General features: G+C 71.9%; 17 protein-coding genes. 15 read left to right on the plus strand and 2 right to left on the minus strand.

Annotation, left to right across the window (positions count from 1 at the left end):
• Positions 1 to 88 precede the first annotated feature (88 nt).
• The 14 genes from ACZ3KJ_RS30050 to ACZ3KJ_RS30115 all read left to right on the plus strand — a co-directional run bounded on the left by ACZ3KJ_RS30050 (position 89) and on the right by ACZ3KJ_RS30115 (position 17,061).
• Positions 89 to 1,024 (plus strand): carbohydrate ABC transporter permease, encoded by a 936-nt coding sequence (locus ACZ3KJ_RS30050; protein ID WP_467531564.1) that lies wholly within the window; start codon positions 89 to 91, stop codon positions 1,022 to 1,024.
• The gene (locus tag ACZ3KJ_RS30055) at positions 1,021 to 1,920 is read left to right on the plus strand and encodes a carbohydrate ABC transporter permease (RefSeq protein WP_467531566.1); all 900 of its coding nucleotides are present in this window, start codon (positions 1,021 to 1,023) and stop codon (positions 1,918 to 1,920) included. Before ACZ3KJ_RS30050 ends, ACZ3KJ_RS30055 begins: the two co-directional genes overlap by 4 nt.
• Positions 1,917 to 3,200, plus strand: coding sequence for a pectate lyase family protein (locus ACZ3KJ_RS30060; protein ID WP_467531567.1), 1,284 nt, complete (start codon positions 1,917 to 1,919; stop codon positions 3,198 to 3,200). The genes ACZ3KJ_RS30055 and ACZ3KJ_RS30060 overlap by 4 nt, the downstream gene beginning before the upstream one ends.
• Positions 3,197 to 4,375, plus strand: a complete 1,179-nt coding sequence (locus ACZ3KJ_RS30065; RefSeq protein WP_467531569.1) for a Gfo/Idh/MocA family protein — start codon at positions 3,197 to 3,199, stop codon at positions 4,373 to 4,375. The genes ACZ3KJ_RS30060 and ACZ3KJ_RS30065 overlap by 4 nt, the downstream gene beginning before the upstream one ends.
• Positions 4,375 to 5,259 (plus strand): DUF6807 domain-containing protein, encoded by an 885-nt coding sequence (locus ACZ3KJ_RS30070; RefSeq protein ID WP_467531570.1) that lies wholly within the window; start codon positions 4,375 to 4,377, stop codon positions 5,257 to 5,259. The genes ACZ3KJ_RS30065 and ACZ3KJ_RS30070 overlap by 1 nt, the downstream gene beginning before the upstream one ends.
• Positions 5,256 to 6,782: a glycoside hydrolase family 43 protein gene (locus ACZ3KJ_RS30075; protein ID WP_467531571.1), complete on the plus strand. Its 1,527-nt coding sequence runs from the start codon at positions 5,256 to 5,258 to the stop codon at positions 6,780 to 6,782. The genes ACZ3KJ_RS30070 and ACZ3KJ_RS30075 overlap by 4 nt, the downstream gene beginning before the upstream one ends.
• A 34-nt stretch (positions 6,783 to 6,816) precedes the next feature.
• The gene (locus ACZ3KJ_RS30080; protein WP_467531572.1) at positions 6,817 to 8,802 is read left to right on the plus strand and encodes a pectinesterase family protein; all 1,986 of its coding nucleotides are present in this window, start codon (positions 6,817 to 6,819) and stop codon (positions 8,800 to 8,802) included.
• Between the two features lie 51 nt (positions 8,803 to 8,853).
• A complete protein-coding gene (locus ACZ3KJ_RS30085) occupies positions 8,854 to 10,197 on the plus strand; it encodes an ABC transporter substrate-binding protein (protein ID WP_467531574.1) in 1,344 nt (447 codons plus the stop codon).
• Positions 10,198 to 10,349: 152 nt separating this feature from the next.
• Positions 10,350 to 11,147, plus strand: a complete 798-nt coding sequence (locus ACZ3KJ_RS30090; protein WP_467531576.1) for a rhamnogalacturonan acetylesterase — start codon at positions 10,350 to 10,352, stop codon at positions 11,145 to 11,147.
• Positions 11,148 to 11,180: 33 nt separating this feature from the next.
• Entirely contained in the window at positions 11,181 to 12,494 is a 1,314-nt protein-coding gene (locus tag ACZ3KJ_RS30095) for a pectate lyase family protein (protein WP_467531577.1), read from the plus strand.
• Between the two features lie 99 nt (positions 12,495 to 12,593).
• Positions 12,594 to 13,724: a pectinesterase family protein gene (locus ACZ3KJ_RS30100; RefSeq protein WP_467531579.1), complete on the plus strand. Its 1,131-nt coding sequence runs from the start codon at positions 12,594 to 12,596 to the stop codon at positions 13,722 to 13,724.
• A gap of 1 nt (position 13,725) precedes the next feature.
• Complete coding sequence (locus ACZ3KJ_RS30105; protein ID WP_467531581.1) at positions 13,726 to 14,751, plus strand: pectinesterase family protein; 1,026 nt, start codon at positions 13,726 to 13,728, stop codon at positions 14,749 to 14,751.
• Positions 14,738 to 15,895, plus strand: a complete 1,158-nt coding sequence (locus tag ACZ3KJ_RS30110; RefSeq protein WP_467531583.1) for a dienelactone hydrolase family protein — start codon at positions 14,738 to 14,740, stop codon at positions 15,893 to 15,895. The genes ACZ3KJ_RS30105 and ACZ3KJ_RS30110 overlap by 14 nt, the downstream gene beginning before the upstream one ends.
• A 53-nt stretch (positions 15,896 to 15,948) precedes the next feature.
• The gene (locus ACZ3KJ_RS30115) at positions 15,949 to 17,061 is read left to right on the plus strand and encodes a right-handed parallel beta-helix repeat-containing protein (protein ID WP_467531716.1); all 1,113 of its coding nucleotides are present in this window, start codon (positions 15,949 to 15,951) and stop codon (positions 17,059 to 17,061) included.
• A gap of 5 nt (positions 17,062 to 17,066) precedes the next feature.
• On the opposite strand, the gene ACZ3KJ_RS30120 is transcribed toward ACZ3KJ_RS30115, so the two are convergent.
• Positions 17,067 to 19,229, minus strand: a complete 2,163-nt coding sequence (locus tag ACZ3KJ_RS30120) for a glycoside hydrolase family 43 protein (protein WP_467531585.1) — start codon at positions 19,227 to 19,229, stop codon at positions 17,067 to 17,069.
• A 256-nt stretch (positions 19,230 to 19,485) separates the two neighbouring features.
• Here ACZ3KJ_RS30120 and ACZ3KJ_RS30125 point away from each other — a divergent pair, with 256 nt between their 5' ends.
• A complete protein-coding gene (locus ACZ3KJ_RS30125; protein WP_467531587.1) occupies positions 19,486 to 20,601 on the plus strand; it encodes a right-handed parallel beta-helix repeat-containing protein in 1,116 nt (371 codons plus the stop codon).
• 12 nt (positions 20,602 to 20,613) lie between these two features.
• Here ACZ3KJ_RS30125 and ACZ3KJ_RS30130 read toward each other — a convergent pair whose 3' ends face one another.
• Positions 20,614 to 21,444, minus strand: coding sequence for a pectate lyase (locus ACZ3KJ_RS30130; RefSeq protein WP_467531589.1), 831 nt, complete (start codon positions 21,442 to 21,444; stop codon positions 20,614 to 20,616).
• Positions 21,445 to 21,465: the final 21 nt, after the last annotated feature.

Consider the following 21,465-nt stretch of genomic DNA (forward strand, 5'->3'; position numbering starts at 1 on the left):
GCACCACCAAAGCAAGCACCACCGCAGCACGCACCACGAAAGCACGCACGCTGGACGCACGCACGACGCACCAGAACGGAGAACAGTCATGGCCCAAGCCGCAGTCGTGGCGAAACCGCCCGCGCCACCCCGGCGGCGCCGTGCCTCCGCCACGCCGCGCAGGCTGCCGTACCTGCTGATCGCCCCGGCGGCCCTGCTGATGCTCGGGTTCATCGCCTACCCGGTCATCAGCGTCTTCTACTACAGCCTTCAGAACTACAACCCCACCAAGCCGTGGCGGAACGGCTACGCGGGCTTCGACAACTTCGTCCACGCCTTCACCGACGACCCGGTCTTCTGGGACACGCTGACCTTCAGCGCCCAGTGGGTCGTCGTCGAGGTCGGGCTGCAACTGCTGTTCGGTCTGGCGCTGGCGCTCATCGTCAACCAGACCTTCGTGGGCCGGGCGCTGGGACGCGCCCTGGTCTTCTCCCCGTGGGCCGTCTCCGGCGTGCTGACCTCCGCGATCTGGGTCCTGCTCTACAACTCCCAGACCGGCATCACCCGTTACCTCGCGGACATGGGCATCGGCTCCTACGGCACCAGCTGGCTGTCGGACACCTCCACCGTGTTCCCGGCGGCGGTCGTCGCCGACCTGTGGCGCGGCGTGCCCTTCTTCGCGATCCTCATCCTCGCCGACCTCCAGTCCGTCTCCAAGGACCTGTACGAGGCCGCCGAGGTCGACGGGGCCAGCCAGCTCAAGCAGTTCTGGCACATCACCCTGCCCCACCTGAAGGACGCCATCATCCTGTCCACGCTGCTGCGCGCGGTGTGGGAGTTCAACAACGTCGACCTGCTCTACACCCTGACCGGCGGCGGTCCGGCGGGCGAGACCACGACCCTCCCGCTCTACATCGCCAACACCTCGGTCGACGCCCACAACTTCGGTTACGCGTCCGCCCTGACGACGGTCGCGTTCGTGATCCTGCTCTTCTGCTCGATGGTCTACCTGCGGCTGAGCAAGTTCGGAAGGGAGGCCAAGTGATCACCAAGGAGGCCACCGAGGTGGCGCCCCCGCCCGTGAGCGCCCCCGCCGCGCCCGAGCGGCGGCCGCGCGGGCGGAACCGCTCCTGGGACGAGGTCCCGCGCTGGCAGATCTACCTGCCCCTGTCGGTCTACCTCGTCTTCACCCTGATCCCCTTCTACTGGATCCTGCTCTTCGCCCTGCGCCCGGCCGGCTCGACCTCGCTCGTGCCCTGGCCGATGACCTTCGACCACTTCGACAAGGTGTGGACCGAGCGGAGCTTCGGCACCTACTTCCAGAACAGCCTGCTCGTCGGCCTGGCCACGCTGGTGATGACGACGGTGATCGCGCTCGCCGGCGGCTACGCGCTCGCCCGTTTCGACTTCAAGGTCAAGCAGGCGTTCATGCTGGCGCTGCTCTGCTCGCAGTTCGTCCCGGGCGCGCTGCTCCTGGTCCCGCTGTTCGAGATCTTCGCCGAGCTCCGGATGATCAACTCGCTGGGCAGCGTCATCATCGCGGAGACCGTCTTCCAGCTGCCGCTGTCGATGATCCTGATCAGCAACTTCATCAAGAACGTGCCGTACTCGCTGGAGGAGGCGGCCTGGGTCGACGGCTGCAACCGTCTGACGGCCTTCCGGATCGTGGTCCTGCCGCTGCTGCGGCCCGGTCTGATCGCCGTCGGCTCCTTCGCCTTCGTCCACTCCTGGAACCACTTCCTGTTCGCCCTGATGTTCCTGAACAACCAGGCCAAGCAGACCATCCCGGTCGGCCTCAACACCCTGATGAGCTCGGACAGCGTCGACCTCGGCGCGCTCGCCGCGGGCGGCATCATCGCCGCCGTCCCCGTCGTGATCGTCTTCGCCTTCATCCAGAAGTGGCTGATCACCGGCTTCAGCGCGGGGGCGGTCAAGGGATGAGAACCCGTCACATCGCCGTCGCCGCCGGACTGCTCGGGCTGCTGTGCGTCCCCGCCCACGCCGAGGCCCGCGACATCTCCCGGGACACCCTCGCCGCGAACGACGGCTGGGCCTCGTACGGCACCGGCACCACGGGCGGCGCCGCCGCCGACGACGCCCACGTGTACACCGTCACCGACCGGGCCGGCCTGGTCCGCGCCCTCGACCACGGCAGCGACACCCCGAAGATCATCAAGATCGCGGGGACGATCGACGCCGACACCGCCGACGACGGCACCCCCCTCGACTGCGCCGACCACGCCACCGACGGCTACACCACGAAGAAGTACCTGGCCGCCTACGACCCCCGCACCTGGGGCTCCGCCAAGCCGTCCGGCCCGCAGGAGGAGGCCCGGCAGGCGTCGGCGGCCCGGCAGGCCGAGCGGATCGTGCTGCCCGTCGGGTCGAACACCACCATCGTCGGCCTCGGCTCCCAGGCCGTCCTGAAGGGCGCCAGCCTCCAGGTCAAGAACGCGGACAACGTCATCGTGCGCAACCTCGACCTGCGCGACGCCTACGACTGCTTCCCCGTCTGGCAGCCCAACACCGGCGGCCTCGGCGACTGGAAGACGGCCTACGACACCATCTGGCTCACCGGCGCCACCCATGTGTGGATCGACCACGTCACCGCCTCCGACCAGGGCCACCCGGACGCCGCCGAGCCCACCTGGTTCGGCCGCAACTACCTCCGCCACGACGGCCTGCTGGACATCACGAACGGCTCCGACCTGGTCACCGTCTCCTGGAGCCGGTTCGCCGACCACGACAAGGCGATCCTCATCGGCAACGGCGACACCGCCACCGGCGACCGGGGCAAGCTGCGGGTGACCCTGCACCACAACGCCTTCACGTCCGTGGTCCAGCGCGCGCCACGCGTCCGCTTCGGCCAGGTGCACCTCTACAACAACCGGTACGAGGTCACCGACGGCCACCGCTACTCCCTCGGCGCCGGCACCGAGTCCGCGGTGTACGCCGAGAACAACGCCTTCCACGCCCCCGGCCACATCGAGGTCGCCGACCTGGTCAAGAGCTGGAACGGCACCGCCCTGCACCAGAGCGGCACCCTCTTCGACGGCTATCCCGTCGACCTGCTCGCCATCCACAACGCCTACAACTCCGGCAGCGAGCGCGACCTCACCGCGGACGTCGGCTGGACGCCCACCCTGCACACCACCGTCGACAGCGCCGCGGTGGCCGACCGCGCGGTGGCCCGCGGCGCGGGCGCGGGGAGGCTGTCATGAGCACCGCCGAACAGCAAAGCCCGGCCGTCCCCGTCGTCCTCGCGGGCGCCCGCGGCCACGGACGCTGGCACCTGGACAACCTCCGCCGGCTCCAGGACAAGGGCATCGTCCGCCTCGCGGGCGTCTGCGAGCTGACCCCGCTCACCCCGGACGAGATCCCGGAGGGGCTGGGCGCGCCCGAGCAGTCCGCCGACTTCGGCGCGCTGCTCGACTCCACCGGCGCGCGGATCGCCGTGATCTGCACCCCGATCCCCACCCACACCGACCTGGCCCTGACCGCGGCCCGCAGGGGCGTGCACCTGCTGCTGGAGAAGCCGCCCGCGCCGTCGTACGCCGCCTTCCGCCGGATGGCCGACGGGGTCGCCGAGGCGGGCGTGGCCTGCCAGATCGGCTTCCAGTCGCTGGGCTCGCACGCCCTGCCCGCGATCCGCGAGCTGATCGCCGACGGGGTGATCGGCGAGGTGACCGGGGTCGGCGGGGCCGGCGCCTGGGCCCGCGCCGAGTCGTACTACCGGCGGGCGCCCTGGGCGGGCAGGCGGCGCCTGAACGGCGTCGACGTGATCGACGGCGCCCTCACCAACCCGCTCGCGCACGCCGTCGCCACCGCCCTCGCGCTGGCCGGCGCCACCCGCGCCGACGACGTCACCGGCATCGAGACCGAGCTGGCGCACGCCAACGCCATCGAGGCCGACGACACCTCCTGCGTCCGGGTCACCACCGCCGACGGCCGCCCGGTCGTCGTGGCGGCCACGCTGTGCGCCGAGGACCCGGACGACCCGTACGTCCTCGTCCACGGCAGCCGCGGCCGGATCACCTTCTGGTACAAGCAGGACCGCGTCCTGCTCCAGCGCGCCGGCCACGGCCCCGAGGAGTTCGAGCACGGCCGCACCGACCTGCTGGAGAACCTCGTCGACCACCTCACCGACGGTGTTCCGCTGCTGGTCCCGCCGGCCGCGACCGAGTCGTTCATGCGGGTCGTCGAGGCGATCCGGCTCGCCCCCGACCCGCTCCAGCTCCCCGAGGACGCCTGGCACCGGCTGCCCGGCGAGGACCGCCGGGTGGTCCCCGGCGTCGACGGCCTGGTCGCGGCCGCCGCCGACTCCCTCGCCCTCTTCTCCGAACTGGGCGCCGCCTGGGCGTCCCCGACCGCGCTCGCGAACGAGGTGAGGACCTGATGACGGCACCCGACGCACCGGTCGTCCTGCTGGTCGCGGGCCGCCCGGTCGCCCGCTACGTCACCCGGCCCGAGCTGCCCGCCCGGCTCTCCCCGCGCCCCTACCTGCACCCCGTCACCACCCTGGCCGGCACGGCGGTCACCGAGCTGAGCCCCGCCGACCACACCCACCACCTCGGCGTCGGTGTCGCCGTTCCCGACGTCGAGGGGCACAACTTCTGGGGCGGGCGCACCTACGTCCGCGACCGGGGCCCGACCGAGCTCGACAACCACGGCGCCCAGCGGCACACCGGCTTCCAGCTGCGCGACCCCGACGGCTTCGTGGAGGAGCTGCGCTGGGTCGCCGGCGGGGCCGAGCTGCTGCGCGAGCGCCGTACCGTCGCGGCCACCGGACTCACCGACACCGCCTGGGCGCTGGACTTCACCTTCTCGCTCACCAACGTCACCCCCGAGCCGGTGACCATCGGAAGCCCCGCCACCAACGGACGGCCCGGAGCGGCCTACGGCGGCTTCTTCTGGCGGGCCCGCAAGGAGGCCTCGGCGCCGGACGTCTTCACCGCCGCCGCCGAGGGCGAGGCCGGGGTGCACGGCCACCGCGCCGACTGGCTCGCCCTCGCGGGATGGGGGTCCCCCCGCTCGAGCGAAGCCGAGAGCGGGGGAGGCTGGACGCTGGTCTTCGCGGGCGCCACCGACGCCACCCGCCGCGACCCCTGGTTCGTGCGGACCGCCGAGTACCCGGGCGTCGGCTCCTCCCTCGCCTCCGCCGAACGGCTCGCGATCGCGCCCGGCGACACCGCCGTCCGCCGGATCGTCACCGTCGTCGCCGACGGCCGCCTCGGCCACGACGACGCGGCGGCCCTCGCCCGGAAGGCGGTCAGCCAGTGACCCGCGGAACGCCTCCCACCCAGGAGACCTACACCAACCCCGTCCTGAACGCCGACTGGTCCGACCCGGACGTCGTACGCGTCGGCGACGACTTCTACCTCACCGCGTCCAGCTTCGGCCGCGCCCCCGGACTGCCGCTGCTGCACTCGCGCGACCTGGTCAACTGGACCCTGGTCGGCCACGCCCTCGAACGCCTGAGGCCGGCGGCCGAGTTCGCGCGGCCCCGGCACGACTGCGGGGTCTGGGCCCCCTCGCTCCGCCACCACGACGACCGTTTCTGGATCTTCTGGGGCGACCCCGACCAGGGCATTTTCCAGGTCAACGCGCCCGCGATCAGGGGACCGTGGACCGAGCCGCACCTGCTCAAGGAGGGCAAGGGCCTGATCGACCCCTGCCCCCTGTGGGACGAGGAGACCGGCGAGGCCTACCTGGTGCACGCCTGGGCCAGGTCCCGCTCCGGGATCAAGAACCGCCTCACCGGGCACCGTATGCACCCCGACGGCACCTCGCTGCTCGACGAGGGCAAGGTGATCGTCGACGGCGACCGCATCCCCGGCTGGTTCACCCTCGAAGGCCCGAAGCTCTACCGGCACGACGGCCGGTTCTGGATCCTGGCGCCCGCCGGGGGAGTGGAGACCGGCTGGCAGGGCGCCTTCCGCGCCCGGGACTTCTTCGGCCCCTACGAGGAGCGGATCGTCCTGGAGCAGAAGGACACCCCCGTCAACGGCCCCCACCAGGGCGGCTGGGTGCGCACCCCGTCCGGCGAGGACTGGTTCCTGCACTTCCAGCAGCGCGGCGCGTACGGCAGGGTCGTCCACCTCCAGCCGATGCGGTGGGGCGCGGACGGCTGGCCGGTGATCGGGGACGACGGCGCCCCCGTCGCCGCGCACCGGCGCCCCGCGCTGCCGCCGCAGCCGCCCGCCGCCCCCGCCACCGACGACGACTTCCCCGGCGGCCGGTTCGGCCGGCAGTGGCAGTGGACGGCCAACCCCCAGGACGGCCGGGCCACCCACCACTCGGGGGACGGGCTGCGGCTGAGCTGCGTCCGCACGGCCGACGCGCACGACCTGCGCCAGCTGCCGAACGTGCTCACCCAGCGGCTGCCCGGCATCCCGTCCGTCGCCGAGGTCGCGCTGGAACTGCACGCCGGGGAACCGGGCGCGCGGGCCGGACTCGCGGTCCTCGGGGACTCCTTCGGCTGGATCGGACTGCAACGCGGCGCCGACGGCACGGTCCACCTCGTGCACCGGTTCGCCGAGGCGGTGGCCGAGCACGAGCGGGACGCCGGCCGTCCGCGGCTCGCCCCCGCCGGACGGGCCCGGCTGCGCGTGGAGATCGGCGCCGGTGCCCGCTGCCGCTTCGCCTACGACCTGGGCGAGGGCTTCCGTTCCTCCGGTCCCGTCTTCGCCGCCGCGCCGTGGCGCTGGGTGGGCGCCCTGCTCGGCCTGTTCGCCGTCGCCCCCGACGGAGCGGGGCACGCCGGGGCGGCCACGTTCACCGAGTTCCGGATCAGACCCCTCTGACCCCTTTTCGTCCGTACGCCTGTGGGGAGCCGCAATGACGCACTTCCGTAACAAGCGCTTGCCGAGACCGGGTGCGGTGATGGCCGCCGTGGCGGGCCTGATCGCCGCGCTGGGCCTCGGCGTGGTCGGCGAGGCGCACGCGGCGCCGGAGCCGGAGCCGGCCGCCGCCGCCCCGCGGTGGTCCGACCGGGCCCACGGCTTCGCCTCCCTGGCCGGCGGCACCACCGGCGGCGCCGGCGGCAAGGTCGTCACGGTGACCGACCAGGCCTCGCTGGAGCGGTACGCGGCCGCCGAGGAGCCGTACGTCATCCGGGTGGCCGGCTCCATCGCCGTGGAGCCGTTCGGCGCGGAGATCGCCGTCGCCTCGGACAAGACCGTCCTCGGCGTCGGCGACACCGGCGAGATCGTGCACGGGGAGCTGCACCTGAGCCCGGGCACGCACAACGTGGTCATCCGCAACCTGACGATCCGCGACTCGGCGATCGAGGGGAACTGGGACTGCAAGGACACCGACTTCGACGGCATCCAGATGGACACCGCCCACCACGTGTGGGTCGACCACAACCGCTTCTCGCGGATCTGCGACGGCCAGCTCGACATCCGCAAGGACAGCGAGTACGTCACCGTCTCCTACAACCGCTTCGAGGACAACAACAAGACCTTCGGCCTGGGCTGGACCAGTGACGTCCGGACGCAGATCACCGTCGACCACAACCTGTTCGCGCACACCAAGCAGCGCAACCCGTCCGTCGACAACGCCGCCTACGCGCACCTCTACAACAACTACCTGACCGCCCAGGCCGATCCGGACGACCCCGTGTGGACCTACGGGAACTGGTCGCGCGGCCGGACGAAGATGGTCATCGAGAACAGCTACTACCAAGACGTCCAGCACCCCTACCAGGCCGACGCCACCGCGGAGCTGGTGGAGCGCGGGTCGATCCTGAAGAACACCACCGGCCGGCACGACGAGTGGGGTGAAGCGTTCGACCCGCGGGACTTCTACGCCTACCGGCTGGACCCGGCGGCGGCCGTGCCCGCGCTGGTGACGCGCTGGTCCGGGCCGCAGCGGCGGATCGGCGCCTCGGTGACGCTGCACGTCCCGGCGGACCACCCGACGGTCCAGGCCGCCGTGGACGCCGTGCCCGAGGGCAACACCCTGCCCGTGACCATCGCGATCGCGCCCGGCACCTACCGCGAGAAGGTGTTCGTCCCGGCGACCAAGCCGGACATCACGTTGCAGGGGACTGGACAGGACCGCTCCGACACCGTCATCGTCTACGACACGCCCGCGGCGTACGGCGGTTCGACGGGCAGCGCCACGGTACGGATCGCGGCCCACGACGTCACCGCCCGCCATCTCACCTTCAGCAACGACTTCGACGAGGCCGCGCACGAGCTGAACGGCGAGCAGGCGCTGGCGGTGAAGACGACCGGCGACCGGATCGTCTTCGAGGACACCGCCTTCCTGGGCAACCAGGACACCCTGATGACCGACAGCCCCAAGCTGGACGTGATCAGCCGGGTCTACATCCGCGACTCCTACGTCGAGGGCGATGTCGACTTCGTCTACGGGCGGGCGACCACCGTCATCGAGCGCTCCGTGATCCGGGCGCTGAGCCGGGGCTCCGCCGACAACAACGGCTACATCACGGCCGCCTCCACCTGGGCGGGCAACCCGTACGGGTTCCTGATCACCCGGTCGAGGATCGTGAGCGACGCGCCGGACGGCACCTTCCACCTCGGCCGGCCCTGGCACCCGGGCGGGGAGCCGGCGGCGGTCGCCCAGGTGCTGATCCGGGACACCGAACTGCCCGCCGCGGTCAAGTCCGCCCCCTGGACCGACATGAGCGGCTTCTCCTGGCGGGACGCCCGGTTCGCCGAGTACCGCAACACCGGACCGGGGGCGGCCGTGACCGCGGACCGGCCGCAGCTGAGCGACGAGGAGGCGCGGACCCGCACCGTCGCGCGCTACCTCGCGGGCACGGACGACTGGGCTCCGTACGCCCGCCACCACTGACCCCCACAACCTCACAGAAGTTCGTTGGATCCAGAAGAAGAGAGCCGACCAATGAAGATCAGCATCCGCAGAAGCAGGCGCGCCGCCACGGCCGTCGCCCTGGGTGCCGTGCTCGCCCTGACCGCCACCGCCTGCGGTGACGACGGCAGCGGCGCCGGCGGCGACAAGGGCTCCGAGGGCAGCGGCAAGGGCAAGATCGTCTTCTGGGACAACAACGGCGGTGTGCGCACCGACATCTGGAAGGAGATCATCGCCGACTTCGAGAAGGCCAACCCCGACATCGACGTCGAGTACGTCGGCATCGCCTCCACCGAGTACCAGTCCAAGGTCGACACCGCCATCCAGGGCGGCGGCCTGCCCGACGTCGGCGGTGTCGGCGCGGCGATGCTCGCCGGGTTCGCCGCGCAGGGCGCGCTCGACCCGCTCGACGACCGGCTCGGCTCGTCCTCCCTCAAGGGCAAGCTGAACGAGGACATGGTGGAGTCGCTGAAGGCGGCCGGCGGCGGCGACGGCACCCTCTACTCGGTCCCGACCTCCGCCAACAACGGCGTCCTGTACTACCGCACCGACCTGTTCGAGGCCGCGGGCCTGGCGGAGCCGGCCACCTGGGACGCGTTCTACGCGGCGGCGGAGAAGCTCACGGACTCCAAGAAGAACGAGTTCGGCTACACCATCCGCGGCGGCGCCGGCTCCATCGCGCAGGCGCTGGACGCGATGTACGGGCAGAGCGGGATCACCTCGTTCTGGAACGGCGACACGACCACGGTCAACGACCCGAAGAACGTCGCGGCGCTGGAGAAGTACGCCGCCCTCTACAAGAAGGTCACCCCGGCGGCCGACCTCAACAACGACTTCACCAAGATGGTCGCCCAGTGGGACTCGGGCACCATCGGCATGCTCAACCACAACCTGGGCTCCTACCAGGACCACGTGAAGGCGCTCGGCGCCGACAAGTTCCGCGGCATCCCGCAGCCGACGGGCGCCGACGGCAAGCGCGTCCAGGTGTCCAACCCGGTCGACGGGCTCGGGCTGTTCAAGAGCTCCAAGAACAAGGAAGCCGCCTGGAAGTTCATCGAGTTCGCCGTCTCGAAGGCGGAGAACTCCAAGTTCAACGAGTCCGCCGGGCAGGTGCCGGCCAACACCGAGGCCGCGTCGGACACCTGGGTGACCGAGTCGGAGCCGACGAAGCTGGCGGCGCAGGCGCTGTCGGACGGGTCGACGACGATCGTGCAGCTGCCGTACTACCTGCCGGACTGGAACACGATCTCCAAGGCCGACAACGAGCCGAACTTCCAGAAGGTGCTGCTGGGCAAGCTCAGTGCCAAGGAGTTCCTGGACACGTTGGCCGAGCAGTTGAACGCGGCTCAGGCCGAGTGGAGCAAGCAGGCCGGCTGACAGTGCCGGGTTTCGCCGTGGGGCGGTCCGTTTCGCCGCGGGCTGCGGGCCGTCCCCGGCTGGGCGCGCCCACGCGGCGGAAGCCGCATATCGATATGGCCCCGCGCCCCTCAGGTCGAGACACTCACCCCCCCGTTGAGAGGTGCACGTCCGTGTCCCTTACCCGTAGGCAGGTAGCCTCCGCCGCTCTTGCCGCCCTCCCTCTCGGTGCTGCCGTGGCTGCCCCCGCGCACGCCTCCGGGCGGCGGCCGCGCACGCTCTACATCGCCGGTGACTCCACCGCCGCGCAGAAGTTCGCCGATGCCGCGCCCGAGACCGGGTGGGGCATGGCGCTGCCCTTCTTCCTCCACGAGGACCTGCCCGTCGCCAACCACGCGGTCAACGGGCGCAGTTCGAAGAGTTTCGTGGACGAGGGACGGCTCGATGTCGTCCTCGGGTCGATCCGGCCGGGTGACTTCCTGCTCGTGCAGTTCGCGCACAACGACGAGAAGACCACCGACCCCACGCGGTACACCGAGCCCTGGACGACGTACCAGGAGTACCTGCGGCTGTACGTGGACGGGGCCCGTGCCCGCGGGGCGCGGCCCGTGCTGCTGACGCCGGTCGAGCGGCGGCGGTTCGACGCGGAGGGGAACGCCGTGCCGAGCCACGGCGAGTACCCGGCGGCGATGCGCGCGCTGGCCGAGGAGGAGGGCGTCGCGCTGATCGACGTCCAGGCGCTGTCGCTCGCGCTGTGGCAGGAGCTCGGGGTCGAGGGGACGAAGACGTACTTCAACTGGACCGAGACCGAGCAGGACAACACGCACTTCAACCCGCCGGGCGCGATCGCCGTGGCCCGGCTCGTCGCCTCCGGGCTGCTGCACCGCCGGGTGCTGCGGCCCCGGGACGTGCGCCGGCTCGACGAGGAGATCCCCGACTCCTGGATCACCTGGCCGCCGGCCACCGCGTAACCACCCCTTCGGCAACCGGAAGAGAGCCGCACAATGCACGCACAGAAATGGCATGGGCACGTCACAAGTGCCGTGGTGGTGGGCTGCACCGCCCTCGCGCTGACGGTCACCGGCACCACGGCCCAGGCCCAGCCGCGGGACGCCGCCCGGCAGACCCTCCCGGCGAACGACGGCTGGGCCTCCTACGGGACCGGCACCACCGGCGGGGCCGCCGCCGACGCCGAGCACGTGTACACCGTCACCACCTGGGCCGAGTTCAAGGCCGCCCTCGCCGCCGGGGGCGACGCACCGAAGATCATCAAGGTGAAGGGGGTCATCGACGCCGTCGCCGACGGGTGCGACGCCCTCGCCGCGCCCGGCTACGACTTCGACGCCTACCTCGCGGCGTACGCGCCGGAGACCTGGGGGCTCGACACCGACCTCAGTGCCGAGCCCGACGACAGCCCCGAAGGGCTGCGCCGCCTCTCCGCCGCCAACCAGGACCAGGCCATCAAGGCGAACATCCCCGCCAACACCACCGTCGTCGGGGTGGGGAAGAACGCCGGCTTCAAGGGCGCCAGCCTCCAGATCAAGGCCGTCGACAACGTGATCATCCGCAACCTGGCCTTCGAGAGCCCCGTCGACTGCTTCCCGCAGTGGGACCCCACCGACGGGGACACGGGCAACTGGAACTCCGAGTACGACACCGCCGTCGTCTACGGCTCCACCCACGTCTGGCTGGACCACAACACCTTCACCGACGGCAGCCACCCCGACAGCGCGGCGCCCACCTACTTCGGCATGCTGTACCAGCAGCACGACGGCGAGCTGGACATCGTCCGCGGCGCGAACTACGTCACCGCCTCCTGGAACGTCTTCACCGAGCACGACAAGACGATCCTGATCGGCAACAGCGACAGCGAGTCCACCGCCGTCGGCGACCGCGGCAAGCTCAAGGTGACCTTCCACCACAACCTGTTCTCGAACCTGGTCGAGCGCGCGCCCCGGGTCCGCTTCGGCCAGGTCGACGTCTACAACAACCACTTCGTCGCCGACGACTCCTACTCCTACAGCCTCGGCGTCGGCAAGGAGTCCCAGCTCGTCGCCGAGGACAACGCGTTCACGCTGCCGACGGGCATCAGCGCGGCCAAGGTGCTCAAGAAGTGGAGCGAGGCGCCGGTCACCGCCGACGGCAACCTCGTCAACGGCACGGCCGTCGACCTGATCGCCGTGCACAACGCGGAGATCCCCGCCGAGACCCTCCAGTCCGGCGCGGGCTGGACGCCCACCCTGCGCGCCGACGTCGACCCGGCCAAGGCCGTCCCCGGCCTCGTCCGCGCCCACGCCGGCGCCGGCGACATCTGCTGACACCCCCGGTGCACGACGGGCCGGGGCCCGCCGCCCCGGCCCGTCGACCCCCACCCCGAGGACCCCCATCTCACGAGCCGCATCGCAAGGAGCACCGACATGTCCTCGCCCCACAACCGACTCCCTCTGCACCGCAGGGGCTTCCTCCTGGCGAGCGCGGGCGCGGGAGCCGCCCTCGCACTCCCGGCGGACCCCGCCCGCGCGGCCGCCCGCCGGCCCTTCGGCCGCTTCGGCTCCCCGGCCGCCCGCCTCACCCCGCAGACGCTCTACGTCGACCCGCGGGGACGCGGCGACCACACCACCGTCCGGGACGCCGTCACCGCCGCCGCCGGCAGCGGCTGGACCCTCGTCCTCGCCCCCGGCACCTACCGCGAGACGGTCGCCGTCGGCACCACCCGCACCGAGGCCACCTGGATCGGCGCCGCCGAGGACCCGCGCGACGTGGTGATCGTGTACGACAACGCGGCCGGCACCGCCAAGCCCGACGGATCCGGCACCTACGGCACCACCGGCTCGGCCACCACCACCGTGCAGGCCGACGGCTTCACCGCCCGCTGGATCACCTTCGCCAACGACTGGCTGCGCGCCGACCACCCCGACATCACCGGCACCCAGGCCGTCGCGATCAAGGTCCAGGGCGACCGGTCCGCCTTCCACCACTGCCGCTTCCTGGGCCACCAGGACACCCTCTACGCCGACTCCCTGGCCCTCTCCACCTTCGCCCGCCAGTACTTCTCCCACTGCTACGCCGAGGGGGACGTCGACTTCGTCTTCGGCCGGGGGACCGCCGTCTTCGAGCAGTGCCACTTCCGCACCCTGGACCGCACCGACCTGGCCGCCGCCCCCTACGGCTTCGTCTTCGCGCCCTCCACCGCCGGCGCCAACCCGCGCGGCTACCTGGTGACGCGGAGCCGGATCACCAGCGAGGCCCCGGACGCCTTCTACAAGCTGGCCCGCCCCTGGGTGCCCAGCTCCGACACCACCGCCCGCCCCATGCTCACCGTCCGCGACACCCACCTCGGCGCCGGCCTCGACGCGGTCGCCCCCTACACGAACATGTCGGCCTCCTACCCGTGGCAGGACCAGCGGTTCGCCGAGTACCGCAACACCGGGCCGGGCGCCCGCGTCACCGTCCCGGAGAACCGGCCCCAGCTCACCGCCGAACAGGCCGCCTCCGCGACCCGCGAGACCTACCTGGGCGACTGGACGCCGTGGAAGGAGACCTGCTGACATGCGCAGGCGCACCCTCCTGGCCGGTCTCACCGCCGGCGCCCTGACGGCGGCGGCCCCCGCCCACGCGCACTCGGGCCGCGTCCTGCACGTCCGCCCCGGCGACTCCCTCCAGGCCGCCGTGGACGCCGTCGACGGACCCGGCCGGACGATCGTCGTGCACCCCGGCACGTACCGCGAGGTCGTCAGCGTCCCGGCGGACGCGGCGGACCTCACCCTGCGGGGCGCCTCCCGCGACGCCCGCGCCGCCGTCGTCGTCTTCGACCACGCCAACGGCACGACGAGACCCGACGGCACCACCTACGGCACGGCCGGCTCCGCCACCTTCACCTCCGCCGCCCCCGGCCTCACCGTCCGCGACCTCACCCTCGCCAACGACTGGCTGCGCGCCGACCACCCCGACATCACCGGCACCCAGGCGGTGGCCGCGTACGTCACCGGCGACCGCTCCCGCTTCGACAACGTCCGCTTCCTGGGCCACCAGGACACCCTCTTCGCGGACACCACCGCCCTGGACGCCTTCGACCGGCACTACTACCGCCACTGCCACGTCGAAGGAGACGTCGACTTCGTCTTCGGGCGGGCCCGGGCCGTCTTCGACACCTGCCGCTTCCACACCCTCGCCCGGGACGTGGACTTCACCCCCAAGGGCATGGTCTTCGCCCCCTCCACCGCCCGCGCCAACCCCTACGGGTTCCTCGCCGTCCGGTGCGAGATCACCTCCGGCGCCGAGGACGGCGCGTACAAGCTGGCCCGCCCCTGGGTGCCGACGTACGAGACGACCGCCTGGCCGTCGCTGGTCGTGCGGGACACCTGGATCGGCCCCGGCATCGACGCCGCCGCCCCCTACACCAACATGCGGGACGCCTACCCCTGGCAGACCATGCGCTTCGCCGAGTACGCCAACTCCGGTCCGGGCGCAGCCGTCACGGCACCGGAGACGCGGCCGCAGCTGACGGCGGCCGAGGCGGCCGCGCACACCCGGCGGACCTACCTCGGGGACTGGAGGCCGTATGAGCGCCCGTGACGCGGTGGGACGGCGGGCGTTCGTGGTCGGCACGGGGGCCGCGCTGCTGGCCGGTACGGCCGCGACCGGGGCCGAGGCCGCCGTCGTCGACGGGCCGCTGCCCGACTTCCACCCCGCCCTCAAGGACGCCCTCACCTTCCCGCTCGCCTGGGGGAACTCCCCGATCCGCGACGTCCGCGCCTGGCGCCGGGCGGCCCGCGCCCGGGTCGAGGAGGCGCTGGTCGTCGACCGGGAGGACGGCACCCCGTACGCCCCGCAGTCCGGCCCGCCCGTCCCGGGCGACGGGTACACGAGGGAACTGGTCACCCTCTCCCTCACCCGGCACGAACGCGTCCGCGCCGCGCTGCTCACCCCGGACGGCCCCGGCCCCTTCCCCGCCGTGCTGCTCCTGCACGACCACGGGGCCAAGTTCGACATCGGCAAGGAGAAACTGGTCCGGCCCTGGTACGACACCACCCGGCTCGCCTCCGCCGAGGCGTGGACGGAGAAGTACTTCAGCGGCCGGTTCGTCGGCGACGAACTGGCCCGGCGGGGGTACGTGGTGCTGGCCGCCGACGCCCTCGGCTGGGGCGACCGCGGCCCCCTCGCCTACGACCAGCAGCAGGCGCTGGCGAGCAACTTCTTCAACCTGGGCTCCTCCCTGGCCGGTCTCATGGCCCGCGAGGACGCCCGCGCCGCCGGCTTCCTCGCCCGCCTCGACCGCGTGGACCGGCGGCGGATCGCGGCCGTCGGCTTCTCCATGGGCGCCTTCCGCGCCTGGCAGACGGCGGCCCTCACCGACGACGTCGCCGCGACGGCCGCCGTCTGCTGGATGACCGGCCTGAAGGAGATGATGGTCCCCGGCAACAACACCCTGCGCGGTCAGTCCTCCTACTACATGCTCCACCCCGGACTGCCCCGCCACCTCGACTTCCCCGACGTGGCGAGCATCGCCGCCCCCCGGCCGATGCTGTTCTTCCACGGCGGTCTCGATCCGCTGTTCCCCGCCGACGGCGTCCGCGCGGCCCACGCCAAGCTGCGCGCCGTCTGGCGCTCCCGCCACGCCGAGGAGCGGCTGCACCTGAAGACCTGGCCCGACCTCGGCCATGTCTTCGTCGACCGCATGCAGGACGAGGTCTTCGCCTGGCTGGACCGCGTCCTGTAATCCACCCCATCCCCCCGCACCACGACGGAAAGGACCCGCACTCCATGTTTCGTCTGTCTCGTCGTACCGCCCTCACCGCCCTCGCCGCCCTGTCCCTGGGCGCCGGCCTCGCCGTCCTGCCCGCCCCGGCGCAGGCCGCGACCGTCGTCGTCGACACCACGGCCGAGCTGACCAGCGCGATCTCCGGCGCCACCGCGGGCACGGTCATCCAGGTCCGCGGCGGCACCTACTACCCGACCGCCACCCTCCAGTCGACCACCAACGGCACCTCCTCCTCACCGGTCACCCTCACCGCGTACGGCTCGGAGACGGTGAAGATCGACGGCTCGTCGCTCCCCGACGGCGACTGGATCTTCAAGCTGACCGCCGACTACTGGAACGTCTCGAACATCACCTTCCAGAACTCCCCGGACAGCGCGGTCGTCTGCCAGTCCTGCACCGGCACCACCTGGAGCAACATCAAGACCATCAACGGCGGTGACTCCGGCTTCACCCTCACCGGCGACGGCACGGTGAACAACACGGTGAGGAACATCGACAGCTACGGCCACTACGACGCCGCCAACCACGGCGAGAACGCCGACGGCATCGCCGTCAAGTACGGCTCCGGCACCGGCAATCTCATCACCGGCGCCCGCCTCTACAACAACTCGGACGACGGGATCGACTTCTGGTCGTTCTCCTCGCCCGTCACCGTCGAGCACACCTGGGCCTTCGGCAACGGCCAGAACCGCTGGAGCGACTCCGCCTTCGCGGGCGACGGCAACGGCTACAAGCTCGGCGGCGACGGCGAGGTCGTCGCCCACGTCGTCAACAACTCCGCCGCCTGGGACAACGCCGGCAACGGCTTCACCGAGAACTCCAACACCGGCGCCATCGTCATCAACCGCACCACCGCCTACGCCAACGGCAAGTGGGGCTACTACTTCGCCACCGGCGCCGCCCGGCTCGGCAAGAACCTCGCCGTGGGCAACGGCAGCGGCCTGGTCAGCAAGGGCTCCTCCGTCGTCTCCGCCGGCAACAACTGGGACTCCGGCATCGCCACGCCCGCCTTCGTCTCCACGAACGCGTCCACCACGTACAACGCCCGCCAGTCGGACGGAAGTCTGCCCGTGACCACCTTCCTGACCACGGGCAGCACCACGATCGGCGCGACGATGGACTGACCGGGTCAGCCGGTGCGCACCGGCCCGATCGACTCCAGCGTCGGCACGACCGGCTCGATCGTGCCGTCGGCGGCGAACTCCAGCCGGTCGGCGGTGGTCTCCCGGTGCATGCCGTCGCCGCCCGGCCGGCCGGGGCCGTCGAGGGCGAACCGGTGGTAGACGGCGTACCAGTCGTCGGTGCCGGGCACGTTCACCACGGAGTGGTGGCCGGTGGCGAGGATGCCGTACTCCGGACGCTTGGACAGGATCGTCCCCCGCTCGGTCCACGGGCCGAGCGGGGACGGTCCCGTCGCGTAGGCCACGTGGTAGTCCTCGCTGCGGGTGTCGTCCTCGGACCACATGAAGTAGTACGTGCCCTGACGCTTCACCACGAAGGAACCCTCCCGGAAGTTCGACGGGGTGATGTCCCGCACCTGGGCCGGGTCGAAGGACACCATGTCGTCGTCCAGCGGCACCACGTACGCGTGGCTGTTGCCCCAGTAGAGGTACGACCGGCCGTCGTCGTCCGTGAAGACCGCCGGGTCGATCATCTGGCCGGACCAGGGACCGTCCTTCGCCACCAGCGGCTTGCCCAGCGCGTCCGTGAAGGGACCGGCGGGCGAGTCCGCCACGGCCACGCCGATCTGCTGCTCGGCGCAGAAGTAGAGGTAGTACCGGCCGTCGCGCTCGGCGATCGCCGGCGCCCAGGCGTGGGCGTCCGCCCAGGACACGTCCGACTCCAGGTCCAGGACGACGCCGTGGTCCGTCCAGTGCGCCAGGTCCTCGGAGGAGTACGCCGAGAAGCGCGTCCCGCCCCAGCCCGGGAAGCCGTCCGTCGTCGGGTAGATCCAGTACGCGCCGTCCAGGTACCGCACGTCCGGGTCGGCGGTGAGGCCCGGCAGGAGCGGGCTGCGGGTGCGGACGGCCTCCACGGTCCAGGTGCGGGCCGTCCCGTCGGCGGCGGTCACGGTGTACGTCCGCGGCGTGCGGAAGTCACGCGGCGTGCCCGGCTCCGGGAAGACGGACGCGCCCTCGGCCGCCCACAGCGTCGGCGCGAGGTGCCGCAGGTCGGCGTCGGGCTCCATCGGCAGGACGACCTTGGAGGAGGCCTCGGTGACGATCGCGTACCCCTTCTGGTCCTTCGCGGTCACGTCCACCAGGGAGGCGGGCGTGGCCGGGTAGGCGGCCAGCAGCCGGTCGTACTCCTCCCGCGTCACCGGCAGGACCGTGCCGTGCCGGGGGCTCGCCGGGAGCCGGTGGCCGGCGCACGCCGTCCAGCGGCCGGAGTCGAGGTCGGTGGTCTCGAACGGGACGTAGCCGCGGCCGCCGTACTCGTCGATGAACAGGTACCACCTGTCCTCGGTGTTCGACTTGAACACCGTGGGCCCCTCGCCGCGGTCGACCGAGCCGCTGCCGACGCGGTCGGCGACGAAGCCGTACGCAGCGTCCGTCAGGCTCGTCGACTTCTCCACGGTGATGAACTTCGAGCCGGGGGAGCCGGAGGAGGGGTCCCGTTCGTCCTTGGTGTAGCGGTAGTAGACGCCCTCGTGCTCGACGACCGTCGAGTCGATCACCGAGTGGCCGGGGTCGTGCCAGACCTTCGGCTCGCCGAAGGAGCGGAAGTCCTTCGTCGTCGCGTACAGCATCCGGTTGTACGTCCGGCCGGTGTGCGCCGGGTCGTCGTCGGCGTACAGCTTCGACGCCCAGAAGACGACGTACTCGCCCAGGGCCGCGTCCCAGTGGGCCTCCGGCGCCCAGGTGTTGCCGGCGGTGTCGGGGGCGACCCTCACCAGGCGCTGGTCGGTCCAGTGGACCAGGTCGGTGGAGTCCCACACCATGACCGACTTGCTGCCGTGGCGCTGGACCTCGTCCCAGCTGCCGCTGCTGCCCCGGTACATGCGCAGGTCGGTGGCGATCAGGTGGAACCCGTCGCCCTCGGGGGAGCGGACCACGAAGGGGTCGCGCAGACCCCGTTCTCCGATGGTGGAGGTCAGGACGGGCCGTCCGCCGTTCAGTTCCCGCCAGTGCAGCGGGTCGTCGCCGCGGCTGAGGGCGTAGCGGATCTGCTCACCGTCGGCGGTGTCCTCCCCGGTGAAGTAGACGAAGAGGTAGCCGGCGTACTGCGGGTGTGTCACGGGGGGTGCTCCGGTGGTCGCGGTGCGGGGAGGGGAGGCCAGGACGCATGACACATCCTGTGTGAGTGTGGGGGATTCTGTTGGGTGCGGTGTCCTGGGGAGTCTCACCAGCCGTGGTCCGGGGCGTCAATCGGGGGAGCGGCGGCGGGCGGGGAGCGAAAGTTTCGATCTTTTTCGCGCGGACCCGGCAACCTCTCCGGCCGGGGCGGCGACTGGGGTGGGGGGGGGGGGGGGGGGGGGCCCCCCCCCCCCCCCCCCCCCCCCCCCCCCCCCCCCCCCACCCCCGTCCCTTCCAGGAAAGGAACGCCCCGTGCGTTTGAGCACCGGACGCCACCGCAGGACGCGCACCCTCTCGATCGCCGCCGCGGTGGCGCTCGCGGCGGGGGCGGGCGGTGTCCACCTCGGTCTGACCCAGGGCGGCGCGCGGGCCGCGTCGACGACGGTCACCGTCTCCACCACCGCGCAGCTGGAGTCGGCCGTGCGGAACGCGGTCGCCGGCACGGTCATCGAGGTCCGCGGCGGCACCTACCACCCGACGGCCACCCTGAGGTCGACGGCCGGCGGCACCCCCGCGCACCGGATCACCCTGCGGGCCCGCGGCGGCGAGCAGGTGCGGATCGACGGCTCCGAGCTGCCCGACGGCTCCTGGCTCGCCGCGATCCACGGCAGCTACTGGACCGTGGAGAACCTGACCTTCCGGAAGGCGCCCGCGCAGGGACTCGTGGTGACCTCGTCGACCGGCGGCGTCTTCGAGAACCTGGTCACCGCCGACAACGGCGGCTCCGGGTTCACCCTGCGCGGCGACGGAACCGTCGGCAACCTCGTGCGGAACCTGGACAGCCACGGCAACCACGACGTCGCCGGGCACGGCCGGAACGCGGACGGCATCGCGGTCACGTTCGGCTCGGGAAGCGGCAACCGGATCACCGGAGCCCGTCTCCACGACAACGCGGACGACGGGCTCGACCTGTGGCAGTTCTCCACACCGGTGACCGTCGAGCACTCCTGGGCCTCCGGCAACGGCAACGGCTTCGAGCTGGGCGGCGGGGGCGTCGCGGTCGGACACGTCGTCCGCTCCAACGCGGCCTGGGACAACGCGCTCGACGGGTTCACCGAGAACTCCAACACCGGGGCCGTCGCCCTCGACCGCAACACGGCCTACGCCAACGCGGGGGCCGGCTTCTCCTTCGCGACCGGTACGGCCCGCCTGGCCCGGAACCTCTCCGTGGGCAACCGGGGCGGTCCGGTGGTACGCGGCTCGTCGACGGTGTCCGCGGCCAACAGCTGGGACAGCGGCGTGAGCACCCCGTCGTTCAGGTCGACGGACGCGACGACGGCGTACGGCCCGCGCGCGTCCGACGGCTCGCTGCCCTCGACGACGTTCCTGACCACCGGCTCGACGGCGATCGGCGCCGCCATGGACTGAGGCCCGGCCGGCTCAGTCGTAGGTGAGGTCGGACGACGTGAAGTCGCAGGTCGTCCCGGAGGGGCCGGTGCCGATCTCGGTCGGCTCGGCACCGGTGGTGTTGCCCGTGAAGCGGACGCAGGTCTTGATCTTCTTGCCGCTGTCGCCGTGGATGCGGACCTTGCGCAGTGCGGCCGTGTCGCCGTAGTTGGCGTTGACGCCGACGATCGCGTTGCCCGGCGCGGTCACGTCCACGTCGTTGATGATGACCGTCCGCCGGTACTGCTTCGAGCAGTTGCCGCAGGAGCGCACCAGCTTGCCGAAGTTCTCGACCTGGAACTTGGTGACCACCAGCTTGCCGGCGCCGTTGAACTGGAAGACCTTGTCGTCGGCGTTCTTCGCGCCGCCGCCGTAGACCGTGTACACGGCCGACGACGAGGTGCCCTTGAAGCTGGCGGCGTCCTCGCCGACGTCCAGCCACCACACGTTCTGGAGCGTGCAGGAGCCCTTGCAGTGGACGCCGTCCGCGGCCGGGGACCCGATGATGACGTTCTTCAGCACGGCTCCGTCGGCGAGCTCGAAGACCGGGTCCTGGTCCTCGTCCTGGCTGTCGCCGCCCAGGCTGCCGGAGCCGTAGAACTTCTTGAGCCCGCCGTCGTAGGTACCGGAGACCGAGATCGTCGAGGTGACGGCCTTGCTGCCGGTGGCCGTCGGCCAGGCGGTCGCGGCGCCCGCGGAGGTCAGCGTCGTGGTGGTGACGAGCGCCGCGCCGGAGAGCGCGAGGGCGGCGGAGCCGGCGATCAGCGTCCGCCGCCGGGTGGCCTGGCGGCGGTGCCGGGCGCGCGGTCGTGCTGGTGCAGTCATGTGCCCATTCCTCAGGTGGTG

The sequence above is a fragment of the Streptomyces sp. NPDC003248 genome, from assembly GCF_055563235.1.

Bases quoted from the DNA above. Each gene is read 5' to 3' on its own strand.
- ACZ3KJ_RS30060 (WP_467531567.1), top strand. From the start codon at position 1,917: ATGAGAACCCGTCACATCGCCGTCGCCGCCGGACTGCTCGGGCTGCTG.
- ACZ3KJ_RS30050 (WP_467531564.1), top strand. From the start codon at position 89: ATGGCCCAAGCCGCAGTCGTGGCGAAACCGCCCGCGCCACCCCGGCGG.
- ACZ3KJ_RS30105 (WP_467531581.1), top strand. From the start codon at position 13,726: ATGCGCAGGCGCACCCTCCTGGCCGGTCTCACCGCCGGCGCCCTGACG.
- ACZ3KJ_RS30130 (WP_467531589.1), bottom strand. From the start codon at position 21,444: ATGACTGCACCAGCACGACCGCGCGCCCGGCACCGCCGCCAGGCCACC.
- ACZ3KJ_RS30100 (WP_467531579.1), top strand. From the start codon at position 12,594: ATGTCCTCGCCCCACAACCGACTCCCTCTGCACCGCAGGGGCTTCCTC.
- ACZ3KJ_RS30110 (WP_467531583.1), top strand. From the start codon at position 14,738: ATGAGCGCCCGTGACGCGGTGGGACGGCGGGCGTTCGTGGTCGGCACG.
- ACZ3KJ_RS30065 (WP_467531569.1), top strand. From the start codon at position 3,197: ATGAGCACCGCCGAACAGCAAAGCCCGGCCGTCCCCGTCGTCCTCGCG.
- ACZ3KJ_RS30085 (WP_467531574.1), top strand. From the start codon at position 8,854: ATGAAGATCAGCATCCGCAGAAGCAGGCGCGCCGCCACGGCCGTCGCC.
- ACZ3KJ_RS30070 (WP_467531570.1), top strand. From the start codon at position 4,375: ATGACGGCACCCGACGCACCGGTCGTCCTGCTGGTCGCGGGCCGCCCG.
- ACZ3KJ_RS30095 (WP_467531577.1), top strand. From the start codon at position 11,181: ATGCACGCACAGAAATGGCATGGGCACGTCACAAGTGCCGTGGTGGTG.
- ACZ3KJ_RS30080 (WP_467531572.1), top strand. From the start codon at position 6,817: ATGACGCACTTCCGTAACAAGCGCTTGCCGAGACCGGGTGCGGTGATG.